Source organism: Vibrio sp. J2-3(2022), from assembly GCF_021725735.1.
GTDB lineage: Bacteria > Pseudomonadota > Gammaproteobacteria > Enterobacterales > Vibrionaceae > Vibrio > Vibrio diabolicus.
The window spans coordinates 696,976-722,741 of record NZ_JAKKCK010000002.1 but is presented as its reverse complement, the minus strand read 5'-3'; the positions used below and the strand labels follow the sequence as shown (position 1 = coordinate 722,741).

Genomic DNA, 25,766 nt, shown 5'->3' with positions numbered 1-25,766 from the left:
CCAAGTACGACAAAAGGGTACGTAGCAGCATCGGTCGATGAATTTTATCTTTTTTCTATCTGATGAGAAATTGCCATCAACCTGTTAAAAAACACAAAAACCGCTATATTTCAGCGGTTTACATATAAATCATATTTAATCGTTTGCGCTCACATTTTAGCCCTATGTGGACTGACTAGCAATGTTTTCAGCAAGAGATTTGTGTATTTGAAGTCACATTTTGACTGCTAAATAACCAAGCGTCTTTGAGCTAAGTTAAGGCAAACGAATAATATACCCAACTTACTTACATTCAGTTATTTCAGGTATACAGGAAGCCCGATAGGCGGGCTCCTTAAAAATAGGCGGCAATTATTCACCAAGAAGGTAAGCGCTGTCTAGTTTACAAAATGCAACTAATAGTTTCGCGACGCTCGAGTAGAACCCAAATTCGTCGAATTGTTTACATTTGTCTGCAAACTGAGGTAACCAAGACATTAACTGTTTCTGGATAAAGTCGTTTTGTTTAACGAAGGCTTCTTCCATGTGTTTTTCTTGCTCAAGTTCGTTTGAGCGGATAATCATGTTGCCGAGAAAGTCGAGTTCAACGGCTAAGTGGTCCGCAGGCTCTTTTAGATTTTCATCTACTTGAACGCCAAATTCTGCCATCAACTTTTCCATTTCCTCGGCTGGCTTGTCATTCAGCAAACCTGATTCACCGATGTACATCGATGCGTAAGGAAGAGCGCCGTATTTTTCTGTCTTCAAAAACAGTTCACAAAAGTCAGCAGCAAGCTCCAATTGAGCGTCTTCACGATCTTGCAATCGGTTTAGCGCATCAACGAGGCTATCAACGGCTGGTTTCAGCGACTCATTTTCACCTAAACCTGCTAGAAAACTGCGAATTTCAACACTGTGGTAGGCTTCCAGCTCTTTCTCTGTTAGCTCTTTTGCGAACAAGCTCGAAAACCACCAGTAAATTTCAGCGCGTTTTTCATTAAAAGCTTTCACTTCTTGCATTTTGGGCTCCTGAATGATGCTTTAAGTTGTGCATCACAAAGTCAATTAGGGATATCCCCTAAGTGTAATCAATTAAAATGAATAGCAGTAACTATAATTATTATGTTTTATGGTCAAAAATTAACGTTTATTAATAGCGATGGGTAAGCTTGTTTTGAATCAATAAAAACGCTAAATCTTGCTTTTTAATGTATCTATGACTAGAAATGTTACTAGTTATGAATAGAATACGTCTTGGATAATAAGAAGACAGAAAAGTGGTGTAAATGAGCTATCACGTATTAGTCGTAGAAGATGATGTTGTAACTCGCAGTAAGCTTGCGGGATATTTCCAAAATGAGGGTTACCAAGTCAGCGAAGCAGAGAGTGGCGCAGAAATGCGTGAGGTCCTGCAAGCGGGCGATGTAGACCTGATCATGCTGGATATCAACCTGCCGGGTGAAGACGGCCTGATGCTTACTCGTGAATTACGTAGCCAATCGGATATTGGTATCATATTAGTAACAGGACGCACGGATAGCATTGATAAAATCGTAGGCCTAGAAATGGGCGCTGACGATTATGTGACAAAACCTTTTGAACTGAGGGAATTGTTGGTTCGCGTTAAAAACTTGCTGTGGCGTATTTCAGCAGCGCGTAGCGGTAGCGCGAAAGCGAACGAAACCAGTGAAGAACATATTGTACGTTTTGGAGAGTGGACATTCGACATTCAACGTCGTGCGCTGAGCCGTAACGGCGAACCCGTAAAATTGACCAAAGCAGAATACGAACTTTTGGTGGCGTTATCGTCTTACCCTAACCAGGTGTTAAGTCGCGAGCGTATTTTGAATATGATCAGCCACCGAGTTGATGCTCCCAATGATCGTACTATTGATGTTCTTATTCGACGTATGCGCGCAAAAATGGAGTTTGATCCAAAGAACCCGCAAATTTTTGTGACGGTGCACGGCGAAGGCTATATGTTTGCTGGTGATTAAACTGAACAAACCTAAGTCTTAAAAAGAAAAAGGAGAGCTTCGGCTCTCCTTTTTTGTGGTTTCAAGATAGTACTACTTTGCTTCAACCATTGGTGTTTGGCCGACAGTATCACGCAATCTTTGCCAAATGCTGCCCAAGTACTCATGCCAATAAAGCTCCGTTTGTTCTAAGTAACGCGCTTTAGGTGAGTATTTATCCCAAGGTTGACTGATTTCGCTAATAGCTAAGAAGTTGGTCGGGGCTGGGATTGGTTTAATGCCTGCTGCGTTGAACTCATACAATGCACGGCTCATGTGGCTCGCAGAAGTGACTAACACAATCTCCTTTTGTTGAACGAATGCAGCCGCTTGACGCGCCTCTTCCCACGTATCTTTCGCATCTTCTAATAAAATGATATCGGATTTCGCGACTCCCAACGCAAGGGCAACGTTCGCCATCATTCTCGCATGGCTAATTTCAGAACCGCCAGCATAGCCAGACAAAATTAATTTAGCACCTGGATACATTCTTAAAATACGAATGCCTTCAGTTAAGCGCATTAATGCTGCACGGCTTAACTGCGAGGTGGGTGGAATTTCGTCATCGATAACATGACCATTCCCTAAAACCATCACGTAGTCGATGGTGCCAGAAACTGGCAAAAAGGCTTTATGCTCTCGCTCTAATGGCATAAGAAGCTTGGTTGAAACAGGTTGGAAGGCAACAAGAAAAATGCCAACAAAAGAGAATAGAACAACGAAGCAGCCAGTTTTACGTTTTGTGGTAAAACTAATGAGAGCAAGACCCAACAAGCCTATCAGCAGCAATGCCGGAAGTGGCATAAGCAAGGCTGACACTACTTTTTTCAGCTCAAACATACATAAATAGTCCGAAAAAACATCAATTGATAATAAAAATGAGGGTACCCCTCTTTATTCCTGCTTTCCTTGTGCCAGAATAGCGGCACAATCCGTTATGATAACTCAGCAGAAGTGACAGAAGACCGCAATTTCGACGATATCGCCCACAAATTTGCAAAAAATATTTACGGCTCCGACAAAGGGGAGATCCGCCAAATCATTGTGTGGGAAGATTTTCTACAGATTCTAAGTGAATTAGATGCTGACCAGCAACCCCTAGAGGTGTTGGATGCTGGTGGTGGTTTGGCACAAATGTCGCAAAAGCTTGCTAAGCTCGGACATCGAATCGCTTTATGTGATCTATCTTCGGAAATGCTGCAGTTGGCTAAGCAGGATATTGAAAAAAACGGTTTGCTTGAGCAGTATCGCCTGATTCATTCGCCTGTCCAATCCATTGGTGAGCATATGGATGAACAGGTGGATCTTGTTATGTTTCACGCCGTCATGGAGTGGTTGGTCGATCCTAAGGCCGCACTTGAAACGGTACTAGAACAAGTAAAACCGGGAGGCATCGCATCAGTGATGTTCTATAACCACCATGGTTTAGTCTATAAAAACGTGGTTTGTGGCAACATTCCTCATATATTAGACGGCATGCCTCACCGAAAAAGATTTAAACTACAGCCGCAAAAAGGCTTAAAACCTGAAGAAGTCTACCAATGGATAGAAGATTCAGGCTTTAGTATTTGTGGCAAATCTGGTATCCGCTCATTTAGTGATTACATAGGTAATATGCAATACATGGGCGATTACGAGTTTGAAGATGTGTTGGCGCTAGAAAAACAACTTTGTCGACAAGAGCCATACCTCTCATTAGGCCGCTACATTCATGTGTGGGCTAAAAAGAACGATAAACAGGAATAACAATGAGTGAGATGACTCTCAATGCTGCAGAGCAACCAATCGATGAGTTGGTTGGCTGGGTTAAGCAGCACGATTTCTCGTTGAACCTGACCACAGAGCGATTGGCATTCTTGATAGCCATTGCCGTACTGAGTAATGAAAGGTTCGATGAAGAATTGGGTGAAGGTGAATTGCATGATGCGTTTGCCATCGTCACTCGATTATTTGATGAGACTGGCGAAGCCTCCGCTTTTCGTGCGAACAACGCCATCAACGAGATGGTCAAGCAGCGCCTTATTAGCCGTTTTGTCAGTGAGATTACCGACGGAGCGAGCATTTACCGCTTGTCGCCTTTAGCGATAGGAATTACCGATTACTATGTGCGTCATCGTGAGTTCTCGAAACTGCGCCTTTCTATTCAACTGTCTATGGTGGCAGATGAAATGGCGAAAGCGATTGAGGCAGCACAAAAAGGTGGCACTCCGGGCCACTGGAAGAAAAACGTATACGGAGTTTTAAAATATTCTGTAGGCGAGATCTTCGATCAAATCGATCTTAACCAGCGTGTGATGGATGAGCAGCAGCAATCTGTAAAACAACAAATTGCCGACCTGCTAAATAAAGACTGGCGCGAAGCGATCAACAACTGTGAAGCGCTACTGTCAGAAACGTCGAGCACGTTGCGTGAACTTCAAGATACGCTGCAAGCCGCCAGTGATGAACTGCAAACTCAGATCCTAGATATTCAAGAAATTGTTTACGGCGATCCTGAGCTTGAGTTCATCGAAGAAGCGTTGTTTGGTCTGCAAATGAAGCTGGACCGAATCACAAGCTGGGGCCAGCAAGCGATCGACCTTTGGATTGGTTACGACCGACATGTGCACAAGTTCATCCGTACTGCAATTGATATGGATAAGAACCGTGCGTTTAGCTCACGTTTACGCCAATCAATTAAAGAGTATTTCGATATGCCTTGGTATCTGACTTATGCAGATGCGGAAAGGCTTTCTGACCTTCGTGATGAGGCGTTGGTGCTACGTGATGACGAAGTGACCGGCCAAGTTCCGATGGAAGTAGAGTATGAAGAATTTCAACAAGTCAATGATGAGTTGTCTGAACGAATTTGTGACATGCTAAAAGCGCATAAAGATCAAGGCACGCCAATCGACTTGAGTGTGGTATTGCGAGATTACCTTGCACAGCATCCTTACACTCATCATTTTGATTTAGCTCGCATTATCGTTGATCAAGCCGTACGTCTGGGGTATTCAGAATCGGATTACCAAGCGATTCAACCGGACTGGAAAGCAATCAACGAATTTGGGGCAAAGGTACAAGCGAATGTCATCGACCGATACTAATGAATACATGTCAGAGAATCTGGCAAAAGCAATTTCTAACCCTCTGTTCCCAGCGCTAGACAGCATGCTTCGAGCAGGGCGTCATATCTCAAGTGAAGATCTAGACAACCACGCGTTGCTGTCAGATTTCGAACTTGAGCTTTCTTCTTTCTACCAACGCTACAACACCGAATTGGTGAAAGCGCCAGAAGGTTTCTTCTACCTTCGTCCTCGTTCAACGTCTCTGATTGGCCGCAGTGTGCTTTCTGAGCTGGATATGCTGGTGGGTAAGGTACTGTGTTTCCTTTACCTAAGCCCAGAGCGTCTTGCGCACGAAGGCATCTTCACTAACCAAGAGTTGTACGACGAGCTACTTGCTCTGGCTGATGAAAACAAGCTGATGAAGCTAGTGACGAACCGTGCTACCGGTTCTGACCTTGATAAAGAGAAGCTGTTTGAAAAAGTACGTACGTCACTTCGTCGTCTACGCCGCCTAGGCATGATCATCAACATCGGTGAGACCGGTAAATTCAGCATCAGTGAAGCGGTATTCCGCTTTGGTGCCGATGTACGTATTGGCGATGATATGCGTGAAGCGCAGCTACGTCTGATCCGTGATGGTGAAGCGGTAGTGCACACCAAAGAGCCAAGCCAAGGCAGCCTATTGTCTGAAGAAGATCAAGACGACCAAGCCCAAGAAGAAACAACAGAAGAGGGTGAAGCATGAGCATGATTGAACGCGGTAAATACCAATCGCTGACCATGGTCAACTGGAACGGCTTCTTTGCCCGTACGTTTGACATCGATGGTCTGGTCACCACGCTATCAGGTGGTAACGGTGCAGGTAAATCAACCACAATGGCGGCGTTCATCACCGCATTGATTCCTGACCAAACGCTACTGCACTTCCGTAACACAACCGAAGCGGGCAGCAGCCAATCGTCTCGCGATAAAGGTTTATACGGTAAGCTGCAGCCGGGCGCATGTTATGCGGCGCTAGATGTGGTGAACTCACGTAACCAACGCCTACTGTTTGCAGTAAAAATGCAGCAAGTTGCGGGTCGTGATAAGAAAGTAGACATCAAACCGTTTGTTATCCAAGGTCTTCCTAGCCATGTGAAACCAACGGATATCTTGGTTGAAAGCGTATCTGCGACTCAAGCTCGTGTACGTCAAATCAACGAAGTAAAAGAATCGATCGCGGAATTTGAAGGCGTTCAGTTCAAAGCGTTCTCTTCTATCGTGGATTACCACGCACAAATGTTTGAATTCGGTGTGATTCCGAAGAAACTGCGCAACTCTGGTGACCGCTCTAAATTCTACCGCCTGATCGAAGCATCGCTTTACGGTGGTATTTCAAGTGCGATTACGCGCTCGCTACGTGACTACCTTCTGCCACAAAACGGCGGCGTGAAGAAAGCGTTCCAAGATATGGAATCGGCGCTGCGTGAAAACCGCATGACGCTAGAAGCGATCAAAACTACGCAAGCAGACCGTGACTTGTTCAAACACTTGATTACAGAGTCGACCAACTACGTGGCAGCAGACTATATGCGCCATGCCAACGAGCGTCGTAAAAAACTAGAACAGACACTGTCTTTGCGTTCAGAGTTATTTGGTTCTCGCGAGACCTTGATTGAGCAAAACAACCTGCTTAACCGCGTTCAAGAAGAGCTGGAACTGCTGATCGAATCAGAATCTTCTTTAGAGCAAGACTACCAAGCGGCTTCGGATCACTTGCAACTGGTGCAAAACGCGCTGCGTCAGCAAGAGAAGATAGAACGCTACCAAGAAGATCTTGAAGAGCTGAGCGAGCGTCTTGAAGAACAAATGATGGTAGTGGAAGAAGCGCAAGAACGCGTGATGATGGCTGAAGAGCAAGCGACCGTTGCAGAAGAAGAGGTGGACAGCCTTAAGACGCAACTTGCTGATTATCAGCAAGCTCTTGACGTTCAGCAAACTCGCGCGCTTCAATACCAACAAGCCGTTCAAGCGCTGGAGAAAGCGAAGCAGCTACTTGGCGATGACAGCCTAACGGCAGAATCCGCACAAGCGTTAGTGGCGGAGCTGAAAAACAAAGAGTCGGAAAATACCAATACGTTGTTGTCTGTGAAACATAAGCTCGATATGTTATCAGCTGCGGCAGAGCAGTTTGATACTGCATTGAAGCTTGTACAGAGCATCGTTGGCCCTGTTGAGCGCAAAGAAGCCTCTGAGCACGCAAAATTGGCAATCGCTAAAGCTCGAGAATCACAGCAAATTGCACAAAACGAACAGCAATGGCGAGCACAACACCGTGATCTCGAACGCAGCCTTAACCAGCAGCGTCAAGCACGTGAGCTGGTTGCTGAGTACAAAAAGCAATATCACGTTGAGCTAACCGATGAAGTTACGTTTGAACAAGAACGTGAACGTCATGCGATGCAAATCGAATCACTAGAGATAGCTCAAGAAGAAGTTCGTGATCAGCGTGGTGAACAGCGCCGTCTAGAGCAAAACGCGGCGGCAGAAATCAGTAAACTTGAAGCGATAGCGCCAGCTTGGATTGCGGCTAATGATGCGCTAGAGAAACTGAGAGAGCAGAGCGGGGCAGACCTTGAGGATCGCCATGCGGTAATGAACCACATGCAGGTTGTTCTTGAGCAAGAAAGGGAGCTGTCCTTAGCTAAAGATAAACTTGCTGAGCGTCGCAGTCAGCTTGACACTGAGATTGAACGTCTTGCTTCTCCTGGTGGTTCAAACGACCCTCGCCTGAAAGGTTTGGCTGATACTTTAGGAGGCGTATTACTGTCTGAGATCTACGATGACATCACGATTGATGACGCGCCTTACTTCAGTGCGATGTACGGTCCGGCTCGTCACGCTATCGTTGTTTCTGACCTGTCAGGCATCGAAGAGAAACTGGTAGAGCTAGACGACTGTCCAGAAGACTTATACATCATTGAAGGCGACATCGATGCCTTTGATGACAGCTCGTTCGATGCAGAAGAGTTAGAGGGCGCGGTTTGTGTTCGCATGAACGATCGCCAAATGCGTTACTCTCGCTTGCCTGAGATCCCATTGTTTGGTCGTGCGGCACGTGAGCAGCGTTTAGAGTTGCTGCGTAACGAACGAGAAGAAGTGGTAGAGAAGCACGCAAAAGCGGCGTTTGATTCTCAGAAAATGCAGCGTTTGTACCAAGCATTTAACCAATTTGTGTCTAACCATATTCAAGTGGCTTTTGATGCCGATCCAGAACAAGCGCTCGCAACCATTCGTGATAAGCGTAACCAAATCGCTCGCGTGCTGGCGGATCTGGATGCAAAAGAGCAGCAGCAACGCTCTCAGCTTCAAACTAGTAAGCAAGCACTGTCTTCTCTGGACAAGCTAGCATCACACATGGTGCTTGTTGAAGATGAATCATTGCAAGCGCGTTTTGATGAGCTAGAAGAGAAAATCGCTCAGCTTGCAGAGGCGAAAAACTTCTTAAACAATCATGCAAAAGCCGTCGCGCAACTAGAGAATATTGCGTCTGCGCTTGATGCTGACCCAGAGCAATTTGATGCACTAGAAGCAGAATACAAAGCGGCAGATGAACAGTTACAAGATCTTAAGAAGCAAATCTTTGCACTCTCGGATCTGGTTGAACGTCGTCACTACTTCGCTTACTCAGACTCGGTTGATCTTCTGAACAAAAGTAGCGAACTGAGTGAGCAGCTAAAAGCGAAGTTGGTTCAAGCTGAACAGACTCGTACTCGTTCTCGTGAAGAGTTGAAGCAAGCACAAGGACAAATGAACCAATACAACCAAGTATTGGCGTCTTTGAAGAGTTCGCATCAAGCTAAGCAAGAAACCGTACAAGAGTTCAAACAAGAGCTGCAAGAGTATGGCGTAAATGCCGACGAAGGTGCGGAAGAGCGTGCAATGCGCCGTCGTGACGAGCTGCACGAACGCTTACATACTTCACGTAGTCGTAAGAGTGAATACGAGCGCACGATAACGTCGACCGAGCTTGAGATGAAAGGCTTAGCGAAACGTCTGAAGAAAGTGCAGAAAGAATACGCAGAGCTGCGCAAATTTGTCGTTGCAGCGAAAGCGGGTTGGTGTTCAGTACTTCGCTTAGCGCGTGAAAACGATGTTGAGCGTCGTCTACACAAGCGCGAACTGGCTTACATGTCGGCGGATGAATTGCGTTCGATGTCGGATAAATCATTGGGTGCGCTGCGTCTTGCTGTTGCAAACAATGATGACTTGCGTGATGCACTCCGTTTGTCTGAAGACAACGCACGTCCAGAGCGTAAAGTTCTGTTCTACATTGCTGTATACCAACATCTTCGTGAGCGTATTCGTCAGGATATCATCCGTACTGATGACCCAGTTGAAGCAATCGAAGAGATGGAAGTCGAGCTGGCGCGTCTAACGGAAGAGCTAACGCAGCGTGAAAACCGTCTAGCGATCAGCTCTGAGTCGGTAGCGAGCATCATCAAGAAGACGATTCAGCGTGAGCAAAACCGTATTCGTATGTTGAACCAAGGCTTGTCGAACATCTCGTTTGGTCAGGTGAAGGGCGTACGTCTAAACGTGAAAATTCGTGAAAGTCACGAAGTGTTACTGAACGGTCTAGCGACACAGCAAGAGCAGCACAAAGACCTGTTTGAATCGACTCGCTTTACCTTCTCTGAAGCAATGGCGAAACTGTTCCAACGCGTGAACCCACACATCGATATGGGCCAACGTTCACCGCAAGTTCTGGGTGAAGAGCTACTGGATTACCGTAACTACCTAGAGCTAAGTGTAGAAGTGAACCGTGGTACAGACGGTTGGCTACAGGCTGAGTCTGGCGCGCTATCAACAGGTGAAGCGATCGGTACCGGTCAGTCAATTCTATTGATGGTCGTGCAAAGCTGGGAAGAAGAGTCTCGTCGTCTACGCAGCAAAGACATTGTGCCTTGTCGTTTGCTCTTCTTGGATGAAGCAGCGCGTCTGGATGCGAAATCGATCGCGACATTGTTCGAATTGTGTGACCGTCTAGATATGCAGCTTCTTATCGCGGCACCAGAAAACATCAGCCCAGAGAAGGGTACTACCTACAAGTTGGTGCGTAAGGTGTTTAAAGACCATGAGCACGTACACGTAGTTGGTCTACGAGGTTTTGGTCAAACGGATAAGCCTAAGACCGAAGCGCAAGAGATGATCGAAGAGTTTGAATCGTAAACTCCGAATCTAGTAAAACGCCCGCATTTATTGCGGGCGTTTTTGTATTCGTTAGCTGGAGGCTTCAAAGCGTATAAAATAAGCCGAGACTGTAGGACGACAGTCTCGGCTTATTAATAGAACTTAGCGGGGAGGCTAAGTTTTATTCCTCTGAAATATCGTCTCTGATATCGATCATTTCAGCAAGCTCTTCAAGTGCTTGGACAGAAAGCTCAGACAAGCGTTGTAAATGCTGGTCTAAGCTCTCTTGTTCTTCAAGCTCTGGTTCATCGTTATCTGTTTCTTTTGTTAGCATTTCTCAACCTCTCAAGTTGAGTAAGGGGAGACCTCATCATACTCAAAAGTTAAAGGAGAAAAGAAACGATCTATGTTGATTCTGTTAGCTCGATCATTGATTCAAGTTATAGGTGAGATGGGTTTGTTTAATAAGATGAGTAGGTAGACGGTTTTGGAAACGGAAACAAAAACGCCAGCAATCCGAACAATTACTGGCGAATGATATTGTGATTGGCGATTAGAACTGTGGTTTTACCCCAAACTGCTCTGCTGCGTAGGCGACACGTTCAATCGGCTTTGGATACTCGGCAGGTGTGCCGAGGCTCTCTATGTGTTTCAAACGAGGAAGCAAGCCTGCACCATTGGCGATTTGGATTGCCAAGCCAGGACGAGCGTTGAGCTCTAAAACCATAGGTCCTTCCTCTTTATCCAGCACCATATCCGTACCCATGTATCCCAACCCTGTCATCTCCCACGCACTAGACGCAAGCTCAAGCAAGCGCTCCCAGTGCGGGACTTGGAGGGTAGAAAGGTCTTTGCCTGTATCCGGATGGTGGGTGACTGGATGGTCGAATTGCACCGCTCGGATTGCTTTACCTGTGGCGATATCAATGCCCACGCCCACAGCGCCTTGGTGAAGGTTTGCTTTACCGTCCGACGCCGCCGTAGAACAGCGCATCATTGCCATAACAGGGTAGCCTTTAAATACGATGATTCGAACATCAGGCACACCTTCATAACTGAAGCCATCGAAACAATCATCAAACTTAATCAGGTTCTCAACGACTGCGACGTCGTTTTTACCACCAAGAGAGAAAAGGCCTGCAAGCGCATTACTGATATGACGTTCAACTTCGTCCTTACCAATTGTAGAGCCGGAAGGTTTGGTATAGACCCCATCTTTATGCGAGGTAATAACCAAAATACCCTTACCACCACTACCTTGAGCGGGCTTGATAACAAAACCAGGCCAATCTTGCACCATTCTATGGATTGTCTTTACTTCTGCTTGGTTATGAATAACGCCGATCAGGGCAGGGACTGTCGCCCCTGCAGCCTGCGCAATGATTTTAGTCTTGAGCTTGTCATCAACTAATGGGTACTTAGAACGATCATTGTAACGGCCGATATAACTGTGGTTACGTTTGTTCATCCCCATAATGCCTTTATGGCGAAGCTTAGCTGGCGAAGTAAAACTTTCGAACATCGTTTAGTCCTCCGCTAGTGGTTTGAAACGACGTAACTCAGTTAGACGGTAACCTGTGTAAGTACCTAGCAATAGAATACCGGCCAGAACAATCAACTGTAGACCTATGAAATTAAAGGTTAGGTGCTGAATGTATGAGTTCGTCATTGCTAAGTAAACCAATACTGCGGTGAGCAGTGAGCCCCCACCTTGCAAAGCGACTTCTTTCGCGCCTTCTTCTTCCCATAGGATAGACATACGTTCAATTGTCCAAGACAAGATGATCATAGGGAAGAACGTAATTGTTAAGCCTTCCGTTAAGCCCATCTTAAATGCGACTACTGTGAACACCGAAATGATCATAATAACGGTAATAATGACCGCTGATATCCGTGCTACAAGTAGTAAGTTCAACCTCGATAAGTAACTTCGAATAATCAAGCCTGTGCCAACGATTAGTAAGAAACCGACAATACCCGTTAATAGCTGGGTTTGAACAAACGCAACAGCAATCAGTACTGGCATGAAAGTACCGGATGTTTTTAGACCGATAATCACGCGCAAGAACACCACAATAAGGGCACCGATAGGGATCAGCATGATGGTCTTAAACATTGCTTGTTCTTCAAGAGGCAAGCTATGAATTGAAATATTCAGCAGCCCATCAGCTTCTATCTTGTTGTTTGTTGCTTGCTGTGGAGTCATTTCTTGCTTGATCATTGAGAAATGAACTTGGCTATTTTTACCACCAACAAGATCAAGCAGGGATACATTCGACTCATCCCAAACTAATAAGTTTGGTTTCACGGCTTTCTGTTCGGAATTTGGTGAGAACAGCACCCAATCTTTACCTGACCAAACTTGAACCATTGGTTGAATGGTTTGGCGTCGACGGCCATCTTCTAGTTCGATAACACCGACGGTTTTGCTCTGTATACCTGCGGTAAGCAAAATATTATGTAGTGCATCAGTACGGCTGAAGTCATTCAGTAGTAGCGATGAGTTTTGACTGTCTGGGTCATTAAGCGCTTTGATGAGTTCACGAGTAAAGGTCACATTGTCGGCAGAACGACTCATCGCACGCTCAACAAGGGCATTTGCCGCCGCAGCTTGTGGCGCTGATAGAGTTGGTGGCGTAATGTCTTCAGTTGGTGGTAGAGGCGTAACTTTAGCCTGAGGGTCCACTAAGAACTGCGCTTTGTAGTAAATGGTTTGAGGACCTTTGGCCTGACGAATTGACCACTCGGCACGACGTCCAGAATCAGAATTAATGTAGGAAACGCCATAACCAGAAGAGGAAGCGGATTCACCGATAAGCGTATAACCACTTTGTGTATGAGGTGCTGCGAGTGAAGCTTTGACTTCATTGCCGTTAGCATTGAACTCAATACGTGCCTCTACATCCCATACCTGACGAGTTTCGCCTGGTGTCCAAGGCACGCCGTAGTTTTCATGTCTGAAAACACTCAAAGCAATGCCCGCAATCACCAATAAGATGATTGAAAGGTAAAACGGTATTTTTGACGTCATAATCTACCTTATTATTTTTTATCTTCGTCCGTTTGGATATAGGTACGACTTACATCGACAAGTGCGATGTCGCGCATAAATTCTCTACCCAGTAAAATAGGATGGTTCATATGCGAGCGATCTGCCAACGTAAATTGCGCTTTTTCATGAATTTTTCCAACGCGCACCCAAAGTTCTACTACAGCGCGACGTTCCAGTTCTTCACTGGTAACTTGGCGAATTTTTACGTAACGAATGACAGGCGCTTCAATCCAAGTATTTTTTTCTTCTTCGGATTTACTGGTATCTGCCAGGTGGAATCGAACCCAGTTTTTGCCGTTTCTTTCGAACTCTTCAATATCAACTGCATTTAAAGATGAGGTTGCGGCACCGGTGTCGACACGTGCATCAAAAGTCTGCTTAATGGAGTCAATAGTGACCTTTTCAATTGAGCCAAGGACAATATCATGAGTTGGTGTTGGTTCCACAGGAGCAGGAGATTGGACAATAATCGGCTCTTTTGGCTTTTTCACTTCTGCCATTGCTTCATCACGAAATGTCAGAAGTTCAACCTGTAGTTTATCGACTTGTTCTTCAAGGCTGTCGATATAGTCCGATTGGTTGCTGAGCTGAAGCTCTAAGTTAGTAATGCGATTATTGACATTCGCTTCTGAAGTTTGAATAGCCGCTAACGTTTCTTGGTGGTACTGTTCGCCTTTGGTTAGTGAGCATCCAGATAGTAAGGCGATGGCAACAATCGGGGTCAATCGTAATAACATTGAAAACCTTGGGATTGGATTAAGTTGTTTATTTTTTAGGAGTTTAGCTCATATCGATAAAGCCTCACAAGTAAGAATGTTTCTCTATTACTTATTGTTTGAGGAATAGTGATGAAAAGCTAAAAATCAAGGACATAAAAGCGCATCCTTATTTAGAGCGTGCTTATGTTTTGATGTAACAAATGGACTCGAAAAACAAACACGCTCAGTACGAGGAAAGAGGGTAATGTCTTAACTCGTAAAATGAGTTAAGACAATGTCAGGAATCTCAGCGAATTATGGTTTGCGAGCGACAAGAACCGCGCGGCGAGGGGCAGGGTAACCTTCTACAGTCTTGCTTGGGTCGTTCGGATCTAGATAGTCTGGCAGAGAGTTATGCGTCATCCAATCTGTGGTACGTTGTTCATCAACCGAAGTGACGTTTTCATCAACGATGCGTACATCTTCAAATCCTACCAACTCTAACCACACTTTCAGCGCTTTTGCTGAAGGGAAGAAATAGACATTGCGCATTTGTGCGTAACGAGAAGTTGGAACCAACACTGAATTCTCATCACCTTCAATCACTAGTGTTTCTAGTACGAGTTCACCACCGGACACTAATTGATCTTTTAGCTGCACCAAGTGATCCAGTGGAGAGCGACGGTGGTAAAGCACGCCCATGCTGAATACCGTGTCGAACGCTTCTAACTTAGGTAGTTGTTCAATACCCAACGGCAGTAGGTGCGCACGTTGGTCATCTCCCATGAGTTTACGAATTGCTTCGAACTGAATTAGGAACAGGTGAGATGGATCGATACCGACGGTTAAGCGTGCACCTTCACCCAGCATACGCCACATGTGGTAGCCGTTACCACAACCAACATCGAGTACGCTGCGGTTCTTTAATGGAGAAATATGCGGAAGCACGCGGTCCCATTTCCAATCACTGCGCCACTCAGTATCAATATGAATGCCGTGTACGTGGTATGGCCCTTTGCGCCATGGGTGGAATGTACGAAGTAAGTTCTCTAATTTCTTCAGCTCACCTTCATGGAAAGGAGTGTCGTTGCTGATGGTCACGGAATTCTTGATGTCAATTTGATCCGGTGAGCCTTCTGGAATCTTGTTCAGTGCTTTCAACCAGCGACCAAAGTCACCGTGCTCTGCATTTTGCCAATCCGTTAGCTGTTGTGGTAGCACATTGAGCCAAGGTTGAAGACGTGTGTCTTGGGCAATCAATTGGTAGAAGTTTGCAAAGTTAAACATAGTTAGTTAATCGCTGAGTTGATGGTATTAAAATTATTAAATAACAGCCTAAATCGGCGTGATTCAGGGCATTTATATGCAAGGTTTATTTAATTGCGAACATAGAGCCAAAGTTAAAGCATTGGAACCAAACATCGTAGCTAGAAAAGCCAATTTTAGCGAAACGCTCTTTATGCTCTTTCTTTGAATCTGGGCGCATTACGTTTTCTATCGCGCTGCGCTTTTGGCTGATTTCTAGTTCGCTATAACCATTTGCACGTTTAAAGTCGTGGTGAAGGTCAATTAATAGCTCGTTTGACACTTCATCTTCGAAGACGAATTTCTCCGACAAAATCAAAATTCCGCCTGGACGTAGACCCGCGTAGATTCGTTCAAGCAGGGCGTAACGATCGTCTGGAGAAAGAAATTGCAGAGTAAAGTTCAGTACGACAACCGATGCGTTTTCAATATCGATATTACGGATATCCGCTTCAACCACATCTACAGGAGTATCGCTTCGGTACGCGTTTACATGTAATTTGCAACGCTCAACCATTGCAGGTGAATTGTCGACCGCAATGATTTTACAGCCTTCTTGTTTGATATGACGACGCATAGACAGCGTAGCAGCGCCCAAAGAGCAACCTAGGTCGTAGATGTTTGAGTGAGGTTTTACAAAACGTTCTGCCAGCATACCAATTGCAGAAATAATGTTGCTGTAACCCGGCACCGATCGTTGAATCATGTCAGGAAATACTTCCGCTACGCGTTCATCGAACGTGAAATCCCCAATTTTATCGATTGGAGCCGAAAAAATAGTATCTGGATTGCTCTTAGGGTTCATAACCAAGTCTCTGCATACAAGCCGCCTGAAAACGTCAGGCACCAAAAAAGGCGCGTATTTTATGGGAATTTCACGCCTCTGTCATGTGTTGCGTTAGAACATCTGCAACTGCGAGTTGCCATCGTTAGCCGGGAAAGAGGCTAAGTCAGGAAGTGTTATACGCTTTTGTATGTCTTTATACAGATTGGCTGCCAACTCCGGCGCAATTATATTGTCCGCAGTATGGATCATGACATACGGCTGTTTACCTTCTGCAATCCATTGCGGCAACTTGCTGAGCCATGGTGTAAAAAACTCGTAATTTTGCTGTTCTTCTGGATGACCAATAAAGCGAATCAAAGGGTGTGAAGCGGTAGCAATGGCGTGGACTGGTACTCTTGGTTTTTTCATTTGCGCATCAATGATCGCTTCATTGTTTGGCTTAGCGGCAAAGACAGGGCGGCTATCCATAATAATGCGGTCAATGTTATTTTCTACTAACCATTGGTTAAGCGCTCGCTCTTCTTCACCTTTGGAGAAAAATGCCATATGACGAACCTCAACACCAAGAGGGAAGTTAGGTGGAAAGCTCGCACAGAACTTTTTCAATCGATCAAGGTGCTCAGGACCAAAAGCGGCTGGCAATTGAATTGTCCATTGCCCCACACGGTCATGCAACGGCTCCATAACTTTCATGAAGTCTCTCAGTTGTTCGCTGCAACCTCTTAGCATTTGCTCATGAGTGATGGCTTTAGGAAGTTTGAAAGTAAAGCGAAAATCATCGTGGGTTGCTGCTCTCCAGTTTTGCACCGTGTTGAGCGTCGGCGTGGCATAAAATGTCGTGTTGCCTTCCACGGTATGGAACACCTGTGCATACTTTTCTAAACGTTCAGCGGGCTTTGTCCCGCTGCCGTAAAAGCTTTGTTGCCATTGATTGTGCGACCACATAGTCAATCCAAGTCGAAGAGGTAAGTTATCCATTATTCTTTACTGCTTGCTACTCGTGTGAATACTTTACGAGAGTTTTGCTGAAATAGGTAATTTCACGCTATAATCCCCACCAATTTTTTCGCTTTGGTGCGCTTTTGAACATTTGTTGTACTAAAAAGCACCAGTGAATGATAAAACACAATTAATTGTATGTTGAGTAGTCGATTTTCGTGGACATTCAGCGTATAACTGAATCTTTACTCTGCTTGGCAATGAGGCTGACAGAGCGTAGTTAACAACATTTGAGAGATTGGGAATTTCATTATGCGTACCCATTACTGTGGTCACCTGAACAAGTCCCTTGCAGGACAAACTGTAGAACTTTGCGGCTGGGTTAACCGTCGTCGTGATTTAGGCGGTCTTATTTTTATTGATATGCGAGATCGCGAAGGTATCGTTCAGGTAGTTGTTGATCCAGATATGGCGGATGCGTATGAAGTGGCTAACACACTTCGTAATGAATTCTGTATCAAACTAACGGGTGAAGTACGCGTTCGTCCAGAAAGCCAAGCAAACAAAGACATGGCAACAGGTGAAGTTGAGATCCTTGCGACAGGTCTTGAAATCATCAACCGCAGTGACGTTTTGCCTCTAGATTTCAACCAAAAGAACTCTGAAGAGCAACGTCTGAAGTACCGTTACTTAGACCTTCGTCGTCCTGAAATGAGTGACCGCATCAAGCTACGTGCTAAAGCATCTAGCTTTGTTCGTCGTTTCCTAGATGACAACGGCTTCCTAGATATCGAAACACCAGTACTAACGAAAGCGACACCAGAAGGCGCGCGTGACTACCTAGTACCTAGCCGTGTTCACAAAGGCAGCTTCTACGCGCTTCCTCAGTCTCCACAGCTATTCAAACAGCTTCTAATGATGTCTGGTTTTGACCGTTACTACCAAATCGTTAAGTGTTTCCGTGATGAAGACTTACGCGCTGACCGTCAACCAGAATTCACTCAAATCGATATCGAAACGTCATTCATGACGGCTGAGCAAGTACGTGAAGTGACGGAAAACATGGTTCGCGATATGTGGCAAGAGCTACTAAACGTAGACCTAGGTCAGTTCCCAGTAATGCCATTCAGCGAAGCGATTCGCCGTTTCGGTTCTGACAAGCCAGACCTACGTAACCCACTAGAGCTAGTAGACGTTGCTGACCTAGTGAAAGACGTTGAGTTCAAAGTATTCTCTGGCCCAGCAAACGACGAGAAAGGCCGCGTTGCCGTTATTCGCGTTCCAGGTGGTGCATCTTTGACTCGTAAGCAAATTGATGGCTACGGTGAATTCGTTGGTATCTACGGTGCGAAAGGTCTAGCTTGGATGAAGGTTAACGACCGTGCTGCAGGCATGGAAGGTATCCAATCTCCAGTAGCTAAATTCCTAAACGAAGACGTGATCAACGGCATCCTAGATCGCACTCAAGCGGAATCTGGCGATATCATCCTATTTGGCGCTGATAAAGCGGGCATCGTTGCAGAAGCTATGGGCGCACTGCGTCTGAAGCTAGGTAAAGATCTAGAGCTAACTGACGAATCAGCATGGGCTCCACTATGGGTTGTTGACTTCCCAATGTTCGAAGAAGATGACGAAGGCAACCTACACGCGATGCACCACCCATTCACGTCACCTCTAGGTGTGACTGCGGAAGAGTTAAAAGCGAACCCAGCTGCGGCAAACTCTAACGCTTACGATATGGTTCTAAATGGTTACGAAGTTGGCGGCGGTTCTGTTCGTATCCACAACGCAGATATGCAAGAAGCCGTATTTGATATTCTAGGCATCACACCTGAAGAGCAACAGCTTAAGTTTGGCTTCCTGCTTGATGCACTGAAATTCGGTACGCCTCCACACGCTGGTCTTGCATTCGGTCTTGACCGTCTAGTGATGCTACTATGTGGTACCGAGAACATCCGTGATGTTATTGCATTCCCGAAAACAACAGCAGCGGCGTGTCTACTAACAGACGCTCCAAGCATTGCGAATCCAGCAGCGCTAGAAGAGCTAGCAATCGCAGTGACTGCAGCGAAAGAAAAAGACGCAGAATAAGCGCACAACATGTGAAGAAAACTCCCGCAACTGCGGGAGTTTTTGTTTAAATAAACCCAAGAAACTTCCAAAGCAATTTCCCAAGCAACGCTTTTTAGATCATGTTTGCTATTAAGCGTCAAAATACATTAAAAGGTGAATTATGGCAGGTCATAGTAAATGGGCGAATATTCGTCACCGTAAAGCAGCGCAAGATGCGAAGCGCGGCAAAATCTTTACCAAATTAATCCGTGAAATCGTTGTTGCGGCAAAAGAGGGAGGCGGTGAGCCAGAAAATAACCCACGTTTGCGAGCTGCAATTGATAAAGCGTTGTCTAACAACATGACGCGTGACACTGTCAACCGCGCTGTCAGCCGAGGTGCTGGTGGTGAAGGCGATGACAATATGGAAACCGTAATCTATGAAGGTTATGGTCCGGGTGGCACTGCGGTCATGGTCGAATGTATGACGGATAACCGAAATCGCACAGTATCTGGCGTACGCCATGCGTTCTCGAAGTCAGGAGGCAATCTGGGTACGGATGGTAGTGTAAACTATCTTTTCGACAAGAAAGGCGTGATCTCATACGCCCCAGGTTTAGATGAAGATGCGGTGATGGAAGTGGCGTTAGAAAGTGGCGCTGATGACATCGAAACATCAGAAGATGGCTCGATTGATGTTTACACCGCGCCAAGCGATTTTGGACTCGTAAAAGATGCCCTTGATGCTGCAGGTTTTGAGGCGGAGAACGCCGAAGTGTCGCTTATCCCTTCAACGAAAGCAGAACTGGATGTGGGCACTGCGCCAAAACTGCTTCGTTTGATTGACGCTTTAGAAGATCTGGACGATGTTCAGGAGGTTTATCACAACGGTGACATCTCTGACGACGTTGCAGCCTCTCTAGAGTAAACTCAATGTGCAGTGAGCGGTATTCGCTCCGAAATTAGAAAGTAATAATAAGAAATTGAGGCCGCATTCGGCCTCATTTTTAGGAACATTCATGTCAATTATTTTGGGCATTGACCCAGGTTCACGCATTACCGGTTATGGGGTCATTCGTCAAAATGGACGCCATTTGCAATACCTTGGTAGTGGCTGTATTCGTACTTCAGAAAAAGAACTTCCGGGCCGTCTTAAGCAGATTTACGCTGGCGTCACGGAAATCATAACTCAGTTTCAACCGGACGTATTTGCGATTGAACAAGTGTTTATGGCTAAAAATGCGGATTCAGCATTAAAGCTTGGCCAGGCTCGTGGCAGCGCAATTGTTGCTGCTGTAAATGCAGAGTTGCCGGTATACGAATACGCCGCGCGTCTTATTAAGCAAGCAGTAGTCGGTACTGGTGGCGCGGACAAAGCGCAAGTTCAGCATATGGTTCAGCAGATGCTTAAACTGCCCGCCAAGCCTCAAGCGGATGCAGCCGATGCTTTAGGTGTGGCGATTTGTCATGCCAATACGAACAAAACCCTCGTTGCCTTAGCGGGCAAAGCAACCAGTGCCAGAAAAGGGCGCTACCGATAAAATTAACTGGATGTCTATCCAGTTCTTTATTATCCTGTCGCAAATTCATTTCCAAAGAGTATTTATAGTGATTGGACGTCTTCGTGGCACACTGATTGAAAAACAACCACCTGAAGTATTAATTGAAGTTAATGGCATTGGTTATGAAGTCCAGATGCCAATGAGCTGTTTTTACGAGCTGCCAAATGTTGGCGAAGAAGCCATTATTTATACTCACTTTGTCGTCCGTGAAGATGCGCAATTGCTATACGGTTTCAACACAGTAAAAGAACGGGCACTTTTCCGTGAAGTGATCAAAGCCAATGGCGTTGGTCCTAAACTCGGTCTTGGTATTCTCTCTGGTATGACAGCAAGCCAATTTGTTACTTGTGTGGAACATGAAGACGTTTCTACCCTAGTTAAGCTTCCAGGCGTTGGTAAGAAAACCGCAGAGCGTTTGGTTGTTGAAATGAAAGACCGCTTGAAAGGGTGGGGGGCTGGTGACTTGTTTACACCATTTACGGACGCGGCTCCTGCAGACTCTCGTGCGTCTGACTCAAACAGCGCTGAAGAAGAGGCAATCAGTGCGTTGCTTGCTTTGGGGTACAAGCCTACTCAGGCATCGAAAGTGGTGTCTCAAATTGCTAAACCGGACATGAGCAGTGAGCAAATGATCCGTGAAGCTCTAAAATCAATGGTGTAACGCTGGTTTCACAGTGAGCATTTGTTCAAGATAACTCATTCTCTAAGGTTAATGCCAATCGCTTAACGATGTTTTTTGTGTCATTCCAGCGAGCCTAGCGAGACTGGGAATCTAATAGCAGCACGCTGAGCGGTTAATGAAACAATTTGACCATAAACCGCTCGGATAGAAGATCCTATATCACGCTCCTTCGTCGCTGTACAGGATGACGAGATATAGAAATATGCCACTTGTTGTTAAACGAGCGGCATTATTCTCTCAGGTAACCATTTTTCAAGGTAAAAAGATGATTGAAGCCGATCGTTTAATCGCTCCAGAAAACCCTGCCTTTCGTGATGAAGATGTCATTGACCGTGCTATTCGACCAAAGAAGTTGGCGGATTACCAAGGTCAGGACCACGTTCGTGACCAAATGGAGATTTTCATCAAAGCCGCTCAGTTACGTAGTGAAGCTCTTGATCACCTTTTGATTTTTGGTCCTCCGGGTTTGGGTAAAACCACGCTAGCAAATATTGTCGCCAACGAGATGGAAGTAAACATCCGTACTACTTCAGGGCCAGTTCTTGAAAAAGCAGGCGATTTAGCCGCGTTACTAACCAACCTAGAAGAAAATGACGTTCTATTTATTGACGAAATTCACCGCTTAAGCCCGATGGTTGAAGAGGTTCTGTATCCGGCGATGGAAGATTATCAACTGGATATTATGATCGGTGAAGGTCCGGCCGCTCGTTCTATTAAGATCGATTTGCCACCGTTTACTTTGATTGGTGCAACGACCCGAGCTGGCTCTTTAACGTCACCATTACGCGATCGTTTTGGTATTACTCAGCGTCTTGAGTTTTATAAGATAAAAGACCTACAAGATATTGTGCAGCGCAGCGCGGATTGTTTAGGTTTGTCAATGGAACCTGAAGGCGCCTTGGAAGTGGCAAGACGTGCACGTGGCACACCACGTATTGCTAACCGTCTACTACGTCGTGTTCGCGATTATGCGGAAGTGAAAGGAAATGGTCACATTTGTGCAGAGGTTGCCGACAAAGCGCTGAATATGCTTGATGTGGATGCCGAAGGTTTCGATTATATGGACCGCAAACTGCTACTCGCAATTATGGAGAAATTTGGTGGTGGTCCGGTCGGACTCGATAACATGGCGGCAGCGATTGGTGAAGAAAAGGATACTATCGAAGACGTTCTTGAGCCTTATCTTATTCAGCAAGGTTATTTGCAACGCACTCCGCGTGGAAGAATCGCGACAGATCGTGCGTATTTGCATTTCGGAATTGAAAAATAAGATTCCCTCGCTGGGCCTTTGCTGCCCAGCGCTTCATTAAAGTTGACCAAACTCACATTTTTTGAATTTCTTCTCATACCAGTTTAGTAAGTAAAAAGCATTGATTGTTAACTCTATGTTTGCTCGCAACTGGTTAATTTCTCTCCTGATTACTCTCTCTTAACATCCGTATCTAATACTGGTTGATCTGGATCAATGTGATGGATTTTTGTGCAAATTCCGCGCATAAACATTGATGTATATCAAAGCGCATTCCGGCTATAAACCTTTTGAAACAATCTGTTTTTACAAGTAATATTAGCCCTGGCTATATTAGCTGATGCTTAACAATTAACTAACCAATGAAGCACATTTTTGCAACAATGAGTTGTGATAATTCAACATTTTTCAAGTGTAAATAACACTTGAATATGGATTGCAATATGTAGAGAGTGTCATTCAGCCGACACATAGGAGTTACCATGATTGACGTAGTTGATCTATCGCGGTTGCAGTTTGCACTGACAGCGATGTATCACTTCCTATTCGTACCATTGACCCTTGGTATGGCCTTCCTTCTGGCCATTATGGAATCGATGTACGTAATGACGAACAAGCAAATCTACAAGGACATGACCAAGTTCTGGGGTAAGCTATTCGGTATTAACTTTGCACTTGGTGTGGCGACAGGCCTTACCATGGAATTCCAGTTTGGTACGAACTGGTCTTACTACTCCCACTATGTAGGTGACATCTTCGGTGCGCCGCTAGCGATCGAAGCCCTTGTCGCATTCTTCCTGGAGTCAACTTTTGTTGGTCTATTCTTCTTTGGGTGGGATCGTCTATCTAAACGTCAGCACTTAGCGGTTACTTGGCTTGTGGCGCTGGGCTCTAACTTCTCTGCACTTTGGATTCTTATCGCAAACGGCTGGATGCAAAACCCAGTAGGCGCGGACTTCAACTTCGAAACTATGCGAATGGAAATGGTGAGCTTCTCTGAGGTTGTACTAAACCCAGTAGCTCAGGTTAAGTTCGTGCATACGGTTGCTTCTGGTTACACTTGTGGCGCAATGTTTATTCTAGGCATCAGTTCATACTACCTATTAAAAGGTCGTGACATTGCGTTTGCTCGTCGTTCATTTGCTATCGCTGCATCTTTCGGTATTGCAGCTATCTTATCTACCATCGTTCTTGGTGACGAATCTGGCTACGAGCTTGGTGAAGTTCAAAAAGTGAAGCTTGCTGCAATTGAAGCAGAATGGCACACAGAGCCAGCTCCAGCAGCGTTTACGTTGTTTGGTGTTCCTAACCAAGAAACCATGCACACAGATTACGCAATCAAGATCCCTTACGTAATGGGTATCATCGCGACACGTTCTTTTGATGAGCAAGTAACAGGTCTTCGTGACCTACGTGATGAGCACGTCGATCGTATTCGTGACGGTATGTACGCGTATGAACTTCTAGAGAAGCTTCGCGCAGGTGACAAGTCAGAAGAAAACATGACTGCGTTTGATGAAGTGAAGGGTGACCTAGGTTACGGTCTACTTCTAAAACGCTACACAGACAATGTTGTTGATGCGACAGAAGAGCAAATCCAAGCAGCTGCGGACGATTCAATCCCAACAGTATGGCCGCTATTCTGGTCATTCCGTATCATGGTTGCTTGTGGTTTCATCATGCTATTCGTTTTCGGTGCGGCATTTGTTCAAACGTGTCGTCAGAAGATCGAACAAAAACAATGGATTCTTAAAGCTGCACTATTCAGCATCCCACTACCGTGGATTGCGATTGAAGCGGGGTGGTTCGTCGCTGAGTACGGCCGTCAGCCTTGGGCTGTAGGTGAAATTTTACCAGTGCATGTTGCAGCTTCTGCACTAACTGCTGGCGAAATCTGGACTTCACTATTCGCAATTCTGGCGCTATACACGGTATTCCTGGTTGCAGAAGTTTACCTAATGTTGAAATTCGCTCGTAAAGGCCCAAGTAGCCTGAAAACGGGTCGCTACCACTTCGAGCAAAATGCTGACTCTGTTGAAGACAAAGTTAGTCGCCAAGTAGAAGCGTAAGGTAAGGAGATAACAAGATGTTTGATTACGAAATCTTGCGACTCATCTGGTGGGTACTAATCGGTGTTCTACTAGTTGGTTTTGCAGTAACAGACGGTTTCGATATGGGTGTAGGCGCGCTTGTACCTATTATCGGTAAAAACGACACGCAACGTCGCGTCATGATTAACTCAATTGCCCCTCACTGGGATGGTAACCAAGTTTGGCTTATCACTGCTGGTGGTGCATTGTTTGCAGCTTGGCCTTTGGTTTACGCAACGTCATTTTCAGGCTTCTACTTAGCGATGATTTTGACACTAGCAGCGCTATGGCTTCGTCCTCTGGGCCTAGACTACCGCTCTAAAATCGAAGATCCAAAGTGGCGGAATACCTGGGATATCTGTATCTCAATCAGTGGTTTTGTTCCACCAATCATCTTTGGTGTAGCGTTTGGCAACCTACTACAGGGTGTACCATTCCAATTGAGTGAGTTCTTGATGCCAACATACCATGGCTCATTCTTTGGTCTTCTAAACCCATTTGCACTGCTGTGTGGCCTAGTTAGCTTGTTCATGATTTTGATGCAAGGTTCGACTTGGCTACAAATGAAAACAACGGGCGAAGTGCATGTGCGTGCTCGCAACGTTGCTCAGTTGGCAGGTTTACTGACGGTTGCAGCGTTTGTAGCAGCTGGTTTCTGGATCCAAAATATCGATGGTTACGTCATTGTTGGCGGTATCGACACTAATGCAGCTTCTAACCCTCTAAACAAAGAGGTAATCCGTGAAGCTGGTGCGTGGATGAAGAATTTTGAAAACTACCCACTACTATGGGCTGCTCCTGTACTAGGTGTCGCAATGCCGCTTCTTGCCGTATTGGCATCTCGTCTTGAAAAATGTGCGATTTCGTTCATTACTTCAAGCTTGGGTGTTGCTGGCGTTATCTTTACTGCAGGTTTTGCGATGTTCCCATTCATCATGCCTTCAGACTTAATGCCAAGCCACAGCTTAACAATGTGGGATGCAACGTCATCTGAACTGACTCTGAACCTAATGACAGGCGTTGCGTTTGTTATGGTACCAATCATCCTTGGTTACACGTCTTGGACTTACTACAAGATGTTTGGTCGCCTTGATGATCAGTACATTGAAGACAACAAAAACTCACTTTACTAAGGAG

Annotated in this window: 21 protein-coding genes; 12 read left to right on the top strand and 9 right to left on the bottom strand. The window is 45.5% G+C overall.

The window, feature by feature from the left end; genetic code table 11:
* Positions 1–351: 351 nt before the first annotated feature.
* Positions 352–999, bottom strand: a complete 648-nt coding sequence (torD, locus tag L3V27_RS11310; protein WP_047008553.1) for a molecular chaperone TorD — start codon at positions 997–999, stop codon at positions 352–354.
* 266 nt (positions 1,000–1,265) lie between these two features.
* Here torD and torR point away from each other — a divergent pair, with 266 nt between their 5' ends.
* Entirely contained in the window at positions 1,266–1,976 is a 711-nt protein-coding gene (gene torR, locus L3V27_RS11305; protein WP_005390726.1) for a two-component system response regulator TorR, read from the top strand.
* A gap of 72 nt (positions 1,977–2,048) precedes the next feature.
* On the opposite strand, the gene elyC is transcribed toward torR, so the two are convergent.
* Positions 2,049–2,834, bottom strand: coding sequence for an envelope biogenesis factor ElyC (gene elyC / locus L3V27_RS11300; RefSeq protein ID WP_006742121.1), 786 nt, complete (start codon positions 2,832–2,834; stop codon positions 2,049–2,051).
* A gap of 114 nt (positions 2,835–2,948) precedes the next feature.
* Here elyC and cmoM point away from each other — a divergent pair, with 114 nt between their 5' ends.
* The 4 genes from cmoM to mukB are packed head-to-tail and all read left to right on the top strand — an operon-like array spanning position 2,949 to position 10,252.
* A complete protein-coding gene (gene cmoM, locus L3V27_RS11295) occupies positions 2,949–3,740 on the top strand; it encodes a tRNA uridine 5-oxyacetic acid(34) methyltransferase CmoM (protein WP_012841987.1) in 792 nt (263 codons plus the stop codon).
* 2 nt (positions 3,741–3,742) lie between these two features.
* The gene (gene mukF / locus L3V27_RS11290; RefSeq protein ID WP_237311874.1) at positions 3,743–5,080 is read left to right on the top strand and encodes a chromosome partition protein MukF; all 1,338 of its coding nucleotides are present in this window, start codon (positions 3,743–3,745) and stop codon (positions 5,078–5,080) included.
* The gene (gene mukE / locus L3V27_RS11285; RefSeq protein ID WP_005378379.1) at positions 5,061–5,786 is read left to right on the top strand and encodes a chromosome partition protein MukE; all 726 of its coding nucleotides are present in this window, start codon (positions 5,061–5,063) and stop codon (positions 5,784–5,786) included. The genes mukF and mukE overlap by 20 nt, the downstream gene beginning before the upstream one ends.
* Before the next feature lie 2 nt (positions 5,787–5,788).
* Complete coding sequence (mukB, locus tag L3V27_RS11280) at positions 5,789–10,252, top strand: chromosome partition protein MukB (RefSeq protein WP_237311960.1); 4,464 nt, start codon at positions 5,789–5,791, stop codon at positions 10,250–10,252.
* 142 nt (positions 10,253–10,394) lie between these two features.
* Here mukB and L3V27_RS11275 read toward each other — a convergent pair whose 3' ends face one another.
* The 7 genes from L3V27_RS11275 to L3V27_RS11245 form a co-directional block, all read right to left on the bottom strand.
* Complete coding sequence (locus L3V27_RS11275; RefSeq protein WP_005390736.1) at positions 10,395–10,547, bottom strand: hypothetical protein; 153 nt, start codon at positions 10,545–10,547, stop codon at positions 10,395–10,397.
* A gap of 219 nt (positions 10,548–10,766) precedes the next feature.
* Positions 10,767–11,735, bottom strand: coding sequence for an alpha-L-glutamate ligase-like protein (locus L3V27_RS11270; protein WP_006742116.1), 969 nt, complete (start codon positions 11,733–11,735; stop codon positions 10,767–10,769).
* Positions 11,736–11,738: 3 nt separating this feature from the next.
* The gene (locus L3V27_RS11265) at positions 11,739–13,244 is read right to left on the bottom strand and encodes an inactive transglutaminase family protein (RefSeq protein WP_005390741.1); all 1,506 of its coding nucleotides are present in this window, start codon (positions 13,242–13,244) and stop codon (positions 11,739–11,741) included.
* Between the two features lie 11 nt (positions 13,245–13,255).
* Positions 13,256–14,002 (bottom strand): ATP-dependent zinc protease, encoded by a 747-nt coding sequence (locus L3V27_RS11260; RefSeq protein WP_012841986.1) that lies wholly within the window; start codon positions 14,000–14,002, stop codon positions 13,256–13,258.
* 276 nt (positions 14,003–14,278) lie between these two features.
* Entirely contained in the window at positions 14,279–15,250 is a 972-nt protein-coding gene (gene cmoB, locus L3V27_RS11255) for a tRNA 5-methoxyuridine(34)/uridine 5-oxyacetic acid(34) synthase CmoB (RefSeq protein WP_012841985.1), read from the bottom strand.
* An 85-nt stretch (positions 15,251–15,335) separates the two neighbouring features.
* The gene (gene cmoA, locus L3V27_RS11250) at positions 15,336–16,073 is read right to left on the bottom strand and encodes a carboxy-S-adenosyl-L-methionine synthase CmoA (RefSeq protein ID WP_048626189.1); all 738 of its coding nucleotides are present in this window, start codon (positions 16,071–16,073) and stop codon (positions 15,336–15,338) included.
* A 93-nt stretch (positions 16,074–16,166) separates the two neighbouring features.
* Entirely contained in the window at positions 16,167–17,000 is an 834-nt protein-coding gene (locus L3V27_RS11245; RefSeq protein ID WP_237311873.1) for a DUF72 domain-containing protein, read from the bottom strand.
* Positions 17,001–17,306: 306 nt separating this feature from the next.
* On the opposite strand from L3V27_RS11245, the gene aspS reads away from it, so the two are divergent.
* From aspS to cydB, 7 genes are all read left to right on the top strand, one after another.
* Positions 17,307–19,085 (top strand): aspartate--tRNA ligase, encoded by a 1,779-nt coding sequence (aspS, locus tag L3V27_RS11240; RefSeq protein WP_237311872.1) that lies wholly within the window; start codon positions 17,307–17,309, stop codon positions 19,083–19,085.
* Between the two features lie 142 nt (positions 19,086–19,227).
* The gene (locus L3V27_RS11235) at positions 19,228–19,974 is read left to right on the top strand and encodes a YebC/PmpR family DNA-binding transcriptional regulator (RefSeq protein ID WP_048626191.1); all 747 of its coding nucleotides are present in this window, start codon (positions 19,228–19,230) and stop codon (positions 19,972–19,974) included.
* A 91-nt stretch (positions 19,975–20,065) separates the two neighbouring features.
* The gene (gene ruvC, locus L3V27_RS11230; protein WP_012841980.1) at positions 20,066–20,587 is read left to right on the top strand and encodes a crossover junction endodeoxyribonuclease RuvC; all 522 of its coding nucleotides are present in this window, start codon (positions 20,066–20,068) and stop codon (positions 20,585–20,587) included.
* Between the two features lie 67 nt (positions 20,588–20,654).
* Complete coding sequence (ruvA, locus tag L3V27_RS11225) at positions 20,655–21,269, top strand: Holliday junction branch migration protein RuvA (RefSeq protein ID WP_134646931.1); 615 nt, start codon at positions 20,655–20,657, stop codon at positions 21,267–21,269.
* A 286-nt stretch (positions 21,270–21,555) separates the two neighbouring features.
* Positions 21,556–22,560: a Holliday junction branch migration DNA helicase RuvB gene (ruvB, locus tag L3V27_RS11220; RefSeq protein ID WP_031780162.1), complete on the top strand. Its 1,005-nt coding sequence runs from the start codon at positions 21,556–21,558 to the stop codon at positions 22,558–22,560.
* Positions 22,561–23,021: 461 nt separating this feature from the next.
* Complete coding sequence (gene cydA / locus L3V27_RS11215; protein ID WP_104971476.1) at positions 23,022–24,608, top strand: cytochrome ubiquinol oxidase subunit I; 1,587 nt, start codon at positions 23,022–23,024, stop codon at positions 24,606–24,608.
* A gap of 17 nt (positions 24,609–24,625) precedes the next feature.
* Positions 24,626–25,762: a cytochrome d ubiquinol oxidase subunit II gene (cydB, locus tag L3V27_RS11210; RefSeq protein ID WP_006742909.1), complete on the top strand. Its 1,137-nt coding sequence runs from the start codon at positions 24,626–24,628 to the stop codon at positions 25,760–25,762.
* Positions 25,763–25,766 lie beyond the last annotated feature (4 nt).